General features: G+C 72.0%; 6 protein-coding genes and 1 pseudogene. All 7 read right to left on the bottom strand.

What is annotated here, in order from left to right:
• Nucleotides 1-464: 464 nt before the first annotated feature.
• Nucleotides 465-1,196 (bottom strand): GntR family transcriptional regulator, encoded by a 732-nt coding sequence (locus ACFYXM_RS28615; protein WP_389293604.1) that lies wholly within the window; start codon nt 1,194-1,196, stop codon nt 465-467.
• Nucleotides 1,197-1,546: 350 nt separating this feature from the next.
• Nucleotides 1,547-2,458, bottom strand: coding sequence for a dihydrodipicolinate synthase family protein (locus tag ACFYXM_RS28610; RefSeq protein ID WP_389293602.1), 912 nt, complete (start codon nt 2,456-2,458; stop codon nt 1,547-1,549).
• A 413-nt stretch (nt 2,459-2,871) separates the two neighbouring features.
• On the bottom strand, nt 2,872-3,573 hold the full coding sequence (locus ACFYXM_RS28605) for a (2Fe-2S)-binding protein (protein WP_389293600.1): 702 nt from the start codon (nt 3,571-3,573) through the stop codon (nt 2,872-2,874).
• A gap of 2 nt (nt 3,574-3,575) precedes the next feature.
• The gene (locus ACFYXM_RS28600) at nt 3,576-4,373 is read right to left on the bottom strand and encodes an NAD(P)/FAD-dependent oxidoreductase (protein WP_389293598.1); all 798 of its coding nucleotides are present in this window, start codon (nt 4,371-4,373) and stop codon (nt 3,576-3,578) included.
• A gap of 110 nt (nt 4,374-4,483) precedes the next feature.
• A complete protein-coding gene (locus ACFYXM_RS28595) occupies nt 4,484-6,226 on the bottom strand; it encodes a pyruvate dehydrogenase (RefSeq protein WP_389293597.1) in 1,743 nt (580 codons plus the stop codon).
• Nucleotides 6,227-6,291: 65 nt separating this feature from the next.
• Nucleotides 6,292-7,923 carry a protein phosphatase 2C domain-containing protein gene (locus ACFYXM_RS28590; protein WP_389293595.1) on the bottom strand — a complete coding sequence of 544 codons (1,632 nt, stop codon included), beginning with the start codon at nt 7,921-7,923 and terminating at the stop codon, nt 6,292-6,294.
• A gap of 217 nt (nt 7,924-8,140) precedes the next feature.
• A pseudogene (locus ACFYXM_RS28585) lies at nt 8,141-8,480 on the bottom strand (S8 family serine peptidase); the annotation flags it as partial.

The following is an 8,480-nucleotide window of genomic DNA, read 5'->3' as shown; positions in this document are numbered from 1 at the left end:
TCCTTGTACTGGACGTACTTGGGCTTTCGGCTGGTGCAGCGAGAGTGCGTGCCCGACGTCGCGACGGGGCAAACGTTGCCTGATGCGGCACTAGGTGTACTGACCCGAGAAGTTGGGGACGCAGCGTCCGATGCGGTGCGCCGCAAGGCGGAGGGTCGCCCTCGTACCGGGCGTACGTGGACGATCCCGACAACGTGGCGAGGCGCCGTGCCAGACGCCGCGAGCCGGACGGGACGTTTGAAACACGCCCCAGTACGCCTCCGCCGCCCCCGCGCGGGATCGGCGTGCGGATCGAGGACGGTCCGGTGATCACGGCCGGCGGTGCCCGGCTGACGTCGTCCACTCCGCCGCGCACCGCCGACGGGATCGAAAGTGGATGGCCACCCTGCTGGACGACTGATCCGGAGGAACGGCACCCGCGGTCGAGGAGCGGTCCGCGGACGCCGAGGACCGGCCCCCGGTGATCAGTCCTCGGCCGCCGGCCGGGACGCCGTTCCGGACCCGGTGCCTCGCACGACCGCGCCCGGGTCGTCGCCGTCGTCGGCCCAGATCGATCTGACATGGGACATGTGCGTCAGCATGCGCTTCTCGGCACCCTGTGCGTCACCGGCGATCATGAGATCGAGCAGTTGGACGTGCTCCTCGGCGGAAGCGGTCAACTGCCCCGATTCCGACAGTCGGTTGAGACCGAAGAGCCGGGACCGCTTGCGCAGGTTGCCGACCTCCTCCACCAGCCTGCGGTTGCCCGCAAGACCGAGCAGTTCGAGATGGAAGCGCCGGTCGGCCTCCAGGTACCCGATGATGTCGTGCTCGGCGGCGGCCGCCACGATCGCCTCGGCCAGCGGTCGCAGCGCCCTCAGCTCTGCGGTCTTGCCCATTCCGGCAATCCGGCCGACGGTGGGGACCTCGATCATGGCGCGCAGTTCGGTGAAGTCGTCGAGATCCTGCCCGGTCAGCTCCGTCACACGGAAACCCTTGTTGCGGACCGCTTCGACCAGCCCCTCCCGTGCCAGATCGAGCATCGCTTCGCGCACCGGCGTGGCGGACACCCCGAACTGGGCGGCGAGAGTCGGAGCGGAGTAGACCACGCCCGGCCGCAGGTCGCCGGCAATCAGAGCCGCCCTGAGCGCGCTGGCCACCCGGTCGCGCAAGTGCTCGTGCGCCGAGAGGGCGTTGAGCGTCGTCAGGGGAGCCATATGCATTCCTCCAGCGCCGTACGGGCCACCAGAATACAATGTCACGTTTTTCCACGGCCTCGGTCGTACCGGCCCTGTTTCCCCGTCAGTCGATGAGTCCGCGGGCGCCTCGGGCACGGCCCCGAACACCGTGCCGGGCCGTGCCCGAGCCGCGGTCTCACAGCACGAATCCCTCGGGGTGAACGGGACGGTCTGCGGTGTTGATCTCGTCCGTCAGGGCGAGCCCCCCGGGACGGCCGTCGCCGCGCCCGGCCGGGTCGCCGGTGAACCGGGCACGGTCGGGGCGGCGACCACCGAACCCCTGGGGGTACGGCGACGGCCGGGCCCGTGCCCGGGTGGTACGACGGTGCTCAGCTGTGCCCTGCGGCCAGGGCCTTCTCCGTCGCCGAACGCACGGCCGCCTCGTCATCCGCGGGGAGCGGGAGACGCGGCGGACGGGTGCGACCGCCGTGGCGCCCGGCCACGTCCATGGACGCCTTGATGGCCTGGACGAACTCGGGCTTGGAGTCCCACCGCAGCAGCGGGTGCAGTTCCCGGTACAGCGGCAGCGCCGTCGCCAGGTCCCCGGTCACGGCGGCGCGGTACAGCTCGACACAGCTGGACGGCAGCATGTTCGGACACCCGGCGATCCAGCCGGTCGCCCCGGCGAGGGCCAGTTCCAGCAGTACGTCGTCGGCGCCCACGAGCAGGTCAAGTTCCGGCGCCCGTTCACGGATCTCGTACGCCCTGCGAACATCGCCGGTGAACTCCTTGACCGCGACGATGCTGCCTTCCTGGTGGATCTCGGCGAGCAGGCCGGGTGTCATGTCCACCTTGATGTCGTACGGGTTGTTGTACGCGACGACCGGAATCCCGACCTCGGCCACGTCGGCGTAGTGGGCGCGGACGGCCGCGTCCTCGCACCGGTATCCGTTGGGCGGCAGGAGCAGCACGGAACCGGCGCCCGCCTCCGCCGCCTGCTGCGCCCAGCGCCGTGACTCCGCGCTGCCGTAGGCGGAGACACCCGGCATGACCCGGTCGCCGTCGCCCGCCGCCTCCACCGCGACCCGGACCATCCGCTCGCGTTCCTCGTCGGTCAGGGTCTGGTACTCGCCCAGCGATCCGTTGGGCACCACTCCGTCGCAGCCCGCCTCGATGAGCTGCCGCACGTGCGTGGCGTAGGCGTCGTAGTCGATCGTGCCGTCGGCGTGCAGAGTCAGCGGGGTGGCGACCATGACTCCCTGCCAGGGGCGGGTGCGGGTGTGCGGGGTGTTCTGCTGCATCGTGGCTCCTCGAGAGTGGTGACAGGACATGACGGGTGCGGCATTGCAAGGCGCGCACAGCGGGTGCCGTACGCGGCGCGGGGCGCGCCGGTGCCGCGCCGGGTTCCGGGACCGGGCGCGTCGGGGCCCGGCCGGGGTGCGCCGGACGCCGCGCGCGCCGGAGGCCGGAGGTTCGGCGGGTCTTGTGGTGGCGTGGACGGAAAGGTCTGCCGGGAAGGAGCGTCGTCCGCTGCGTGTGATCGCAAGGCGGCCGGAAGCCCTCGTAGTGGGCTGCGTGGGCTTCCGGCCGACACCGCGAGCAATGGGAGCTCCCTGCTCGAACGAAGCTGAGAGCTCGGGGAAGTACCGGGCGGCGCGACGGGACAAACGTTCCCGGGAGGGGAACTACGGGACAGCCCTTACGACCCAGTTCGTTAGCCGGGATCGGCCGGTTCGGCGGCGAGTTCGGACAGCTTCACGGGGCAGGCCAGCGGGCGGCGGTCGGGCCCCTGTGGATGTCGGCCGACGCCTGGAGGGGCGCTGTGCACCGCCGCCGGCTCGCGGACGGCGAAGCCGCACGTCCGGCCCTGGCACCAGCCCATCCCGGCCCGGGTGAGCAGCTTGACGGTCCGGGCGTCCCCGGCGCCGAGCCGCTCGCAGGCGTCGCGGATCCGGCCCTCGACGACCTCTTCGCAACGGCAGACCTCCGTGTCGTCGGTCAGCCACGCGCCCCAGTCCGCCCCCGGCCGGTGCACGGCCCCCATCAGCGCGGCGAAGGCACGCAGGCGACGCCGGGACCGGCTCAGGGCGACCGCCCTGCGCGCGGCGTCCCGCCGTATCCCGCCGCGCACCTCGTGGACGACCGAGAGTGCCGCCAACTTCCCTTCAGTCAGGGCGAGTTCGAAGCAGCCGACGCCTCCGGTCTCCCCCGCTGCCCAGATCCCCGGCACGGTGGTCCGCAGCCGCTCGTCCACGGTGACCGCGTGGGTCCCGTCGGCGCACACCCGCGTCCCGCAGCCCGCCGCCACGGCGAGGTCCAGCTGGGGCACGAGCCCGGGACCCACGGCGAGCGCGTCGCAGGCGAGCGTGCGGCCGGACCCGGGCACGAGCCGCCATCGACGGTCCGGCCTGCTCACGGTCACCTCCTCCCCACCCGGCCGTCGCCGCGCACCTCGGTGACCGCCCGGCGGGTCCGGACCCGGACCCCCGCCCGGGCCAGCGCCGCCCCGTACCGGACACCCTCCCCCACCTTGCCGGGGTTGGCGGCCACGGCTCGGGGAGCGCGTGCGTACGCCACGTACTCCGCCGCGTAGACCTTGTGCCGGATCAGCCTCGGCAGGGGTTCGGTGACGAGCACGAACCCTCTGCGCGGCATGACCGGCAGAGGCGTCCCGGCCAGGGCGGCCACCTCGCCGCCCCAGGTCCCGGCCGCGTTGACCACGACGGGCGCGCGCAGTTCGCACCGCGCGGTCCGCACCCCGCTCACCGCGCCCGCCCGGTCGGCGAGTATCGCGACGACCTCCTCGCCCGGCCACAGACACGCCCCGGCCCGCACCGAGGACCGCAGCAACTCCGCTGCCGCGAGGGCTGGTTGGACCTGGGCATCCTGCGGATACAGGCAGCCCCCGGCCGGCCCCGGCGCGAGGTGGGGCTCGATCTCGCGGAGCCGGCCCGCCGTGAGGTCGTACGCCTCGACCCCGGCGCGCCGCTGTCCGGCGGCCGTGGCGGACAGTCCGGCCAGGGAGTCCTCGGCCTGCGCGACGACCAGGCCGCCCTTGCGCTCGTACTCGATCGACGAGGGCAGTTCCTGTGCCAGGGTCTGCCACAACGCGGCCGAATGCAGGGCGAGTTCGAGTTCGGGACCGGGAACCTTGTCGGACACCAGGAGGTTTCTCTCCCCGGCACCGACGATGACGACATCCAAAGATCGCCTCATGGACACGTCAATAATATGTCACATTGCTCAAGGGTCGCCAAGAGTGCGGACAAAGGCAGTTGATGTACATCAGCTGCCTGGAGGACCCCGGATCCACCGGGAGAACGCGCTCAGGGACGGGGCACGTTGCGCAGGTTGGAGCGGGCCATCTGGACCATCCGGCCGACACCGCCGTCCAGCACGATCTTGCTGGCGGAGAGCGCGAAACCGGTCACCATCTCGGCGCTGATCTTCGGTGGGATGGAGAGCGCGTTGGGGTCGGTGACAATGTCGACGAGGGCCGGACCCTTGTGCTTGAAGGCGTCCTTGAGGGCGCTCTCCAGCTGTTTGGGCTTCTCCACCCGCACTCCGTAGGCCCCGGCCGCGCGGGCGACGGCCGCGAAGTCGGGGTTCTTGTTGCCGGTGCCGAACGAGGGAAGACCGGCCACCAGCATCTCCAACTCGACCATGCTGAGCGACGAATTGTTGAACAGGACCACCTTGACCGGCAGGTCGTACTGCACGAGCGTGAGGAAGTCGCCCATCAGCATGGTGAATCCGCCGTCGCCGGACATCGACACCACCTGCCGGTCACGGTCGACGAACTGGGCCCCGATGGCCTGCGGGAGTGCGTTGGCCATCGAGCCATGACTGAAGGAACCGATGACACGGCGCTTGCCGTTGGGCGAGAGATAGCGCGCGGCCCAGACGTTGCACATGCCCGTGTCGACGGTGAACACGGCATCCTCGTCGGCCAGTTCGTCCAGCACCGAAGCGACGTACTCGGGGTGGATCGGGATGTGCTTCTCGACCTTGCGGGTGTACGCCTTGACCACGCCCTCCAGCGCGTCCGCGTGCTTCTTCAGCATCCGGTCGAGGAACTTGCGATCGGTCTTGGGCTTCACCCTCGGGGTCAGGCAGCGCAGCGTCTCGCGCACATCGCCCCAGATCGCCAGGTCCAGCTTGGAACGGCGGCCGAGGTGCTCGGGACGCACATCGACCTGGACGATCTTCACATCGTCGGGGAGGAACGCCTGGTACGGGAAGTCGGTGCCGAGCAGGATGAGGAGGTCGCACTCGTTGGTCGCCTCGTAGGCCGCGCCGTAACCGAGCAACCCGCTCATGCCGACGTCGTACGGGTTGTCGTACTGGATCCACTCCTTGCCCCGCAGCGCGTGCCCGACCGGGGCCTTCACCCGTTCGGCGAACTCCATCACCTCGGCGTGGGCGCCCGCCGTGCCGCTGCCGCAGAACAGCGTCACGCGTTTCGCCTCGTCGACCATCCGGCAGAGCTTCTCGATCTCCGCGTCCCCGGGTCGCACCGTCGGCCGCGTGGTGACCAGGGCGTGTTCCACCGTCCTGTCCGGAGCGGGCTGGGAGGCGATGTCGCCCGGCATCGTGACGACGCTGACCCCGCCCCGGCCGATCGCGTGCTGGATGGCCGTCTGGAGCAGCCGCGGCATCTGCCGGGGGTTGGAGATCATCTCGTTGTAGTGGCTGCACTCCCGGAACAGCAGGTCCGGGTGGGTCTCCTGGAAGTAGCCGAGCCCGATCTCGCCGGACGGAATGTGCGAGGCGAGGGCGAGGACGGGTGCCATGGAGCGGTGGGCGTCGTAGAGGCCGTTGATGAGATGCAGATTGCCGGGGCCGCACGACCCGGCGCAGGCCGCCAGCGAGCCGGTGACCTGGGCCTCGGCCCCGGCGGCGAACGCGGCGGTCTCCTCGTGCCGGACCTGGATCCAGTCGATGGCCGAGTTGCGCCGGATGGCGTCGACGACCGGGTTGAGACTGTCGCCGACGACACCGTACATACGCCTCACGCCCGCCCGGACGAGGATGTCGACGAACTGCTCCGACACGTTCTGCTTCGCCATGGGTGCGTACCCTTTCCGCGCTTCGGCTTCCGGACCCCGCATCCATCAACCCATGGCGTGCGCGATTACGCCTCCCAGACGGCGGCGCCCGTACGGTCTTCGGAGTAGCCCTCCACCCTGAGCTGAGTGTCCGTGAGGAAGGCCGCGAGCCCCGGTGCCTCACCGCCGGTCCAGCGTTCGGCGAGTTCCCCGGCCAGTGCCGGTTCGTCGCGCAGCGGTGCGGCGAGCCCGGGGCTGCACAGCAGCAGCATGTCACCCGATCGAGCTACCGAGGCCCGGAAGCGGAACGGCTCGGCAGGGCGGTCGCCATCGGCGGCGGCGCCTCCCGGGCGGGACGGCTCCGCGTTTACGGAACCGGACTCCCCGGCCTTCCCTCCGCCCCCACCGATCGCTCCGTTTCCGGTGTTCTCGGCATTTCCGGTGCTCTCGGCGTTTCCGGTGTTCTCGGCGTTCTCAGTGTTCCCTCCGTCCAGGGCGTTCCCGACGGAAGGCCCGGCCCGGTGCGGAGTCCCCGGTTCGAGGTCCTGCCAGACGCCGTCGCGCAGGCGGAAGAACCCACCGGCACCGATCCCGAAGAAGATCCTGGTACGGCAGTCGGGGTCCGCGGACAGCAGGAGGCAACGCAGCCCCGCCGAGTACTGCCCGGGTTCGAGCCCCAGCTCGACGGCACGGGCGCGCAGCCTGCCGAACCCGCGGTCGGTGAGTCGGCGCAGACCGGATTTCAGCTCGCCGCGCCGTCCGGCCCTTATGTCCTCGGTCAGGCGGAGATGGCTGCGTCCGATCGCACCGCCGATCCAGCGACAGGCGTCGGCCGCGGCCAGGTGCGCCTGCTCGGAGGCGCGGGCGCCGGTGGCGACGGCCACCAGGACGAGCGCCTCCCGGTCGGTGCCGAAGCGCGCGGTGAGCAAGGCATCGCGCCGGTGCTCGCCCCGGAACCGCGCCGAGTCCCCGCGCACCGAGGCGGCACGCAAGGTGTAGGTGCCGTACCGGGCTCCGTCGAGCACCGTGTCGGCGGCGACGAGACCGTCCAGTTCCTGGGGGACGGTGACGGGCAGCGCGGTGGGCTCGGCGTCGTACGTGGGCGGCCGGTCGCCCACGTGGGTGCGCGCGGGACGCGGCACGGCAGGAGCGGGGGCCGCGGGCGGCCTTGCGGACGACGGCAGGGCGGCGGGCGTCGACGGACCGGCGACCGCCACTGGTCCGGCCGGTGTCGGCGGGGCGGGGACCGCCGATGGTCCGGCAGGCTTCGACGAATCCGGGGCCACCGGTGGTCCGGCAGGCGTCGACGGGTCAGGGATCTGCGGTGGGCCGGTGGGCGTCGGCGCGGCGGCGGCCGTCGGCGGCCCCATGGGCGGCGGGGCGGTGAAGTCGGCGAAGGTGCGCGGGCTCGGCGGGCCGGCCGGTGCGGACCCGGGCGCCGGTGCGTTCTCCTCGGGCGGCTCCCAGGGGGCACGCGCCCGTATCGTCGTCCGGGACGGCTCCGGCTCCGGCTCCGGCTCCGGGAGGAGTGTCCCCGCGCTCCCCCCGTTCCCCGCCGGACCGACCGCCCTCGCCACCGAGTCGAAGCGGTCGTCGAGGGTGTCACCGGCGTCGCCCGCACCACCCGCGCCGCCCGCCCCGGTGTCCCTGTCGGTCTCGTCGTACAGCCTGTCCCACCAGTCGTCCTCGTCGGCGGGCCGCTCCCCCTGCTGGCTCATACCCTTGATTGTCCACCGCACGGGCCGCACGGAAACGGCGCATGCCGAAAACACGACGCGCCGCGCGCACGGCGCGTCCGTGACCCCGGCCATGCGATTGCCACGCCGATCTGGTTGTCCTGCCGTTCGGCGGCCAGCTGGAGCTCGCCGTCGGCGTCGCGCGGTGCGGTCGGGGCCAGGATGCCCCGGTACCAGTTCTCGGTGCGCTTCGAGCCCGCGGTGTACTTGCGCGCGCCCGGTCGGCCATGGAGCCGGCCTGGACGGCGCGGGCGCCGGCAACGGTGGTGTCGATCGCGGCCTTCACGTCGAGCCGGCCGGCGCCGGTCTCGCGCACGTCGCCGGGGATGTCGCTCTTCGCGGACGACACCAGGGCGGCCTTGATCTGCTGGGCGGTCCAGTCCGGGTGACGCTGCTTCACGATCGCGGCGGCGCCCGCCACATGCGGAGTGGCCATCGACGTCCCGGACATCGGCTGGTAGGCGTAGCCGCCCCCTGCGTCGGCCACCGCCCCCCCGCGGGCGAGGCGGCGCCCGGGGGGGGGGTCTAAGGGCGTGCGG

This window comes from Streptomyces sp. NPDC002476 (assembly GCF_042889785.1).
In the GTDB taxonomy this organism is placed as follows: domain Bacteria; phylum Actinomycetota; class Actinomycetes; order Streptomycetales; family Streptomycetaceae; genus Streptomyces.
This window is presented reverse-complemented; position numbering and strand designations above follow the sequence as displayed.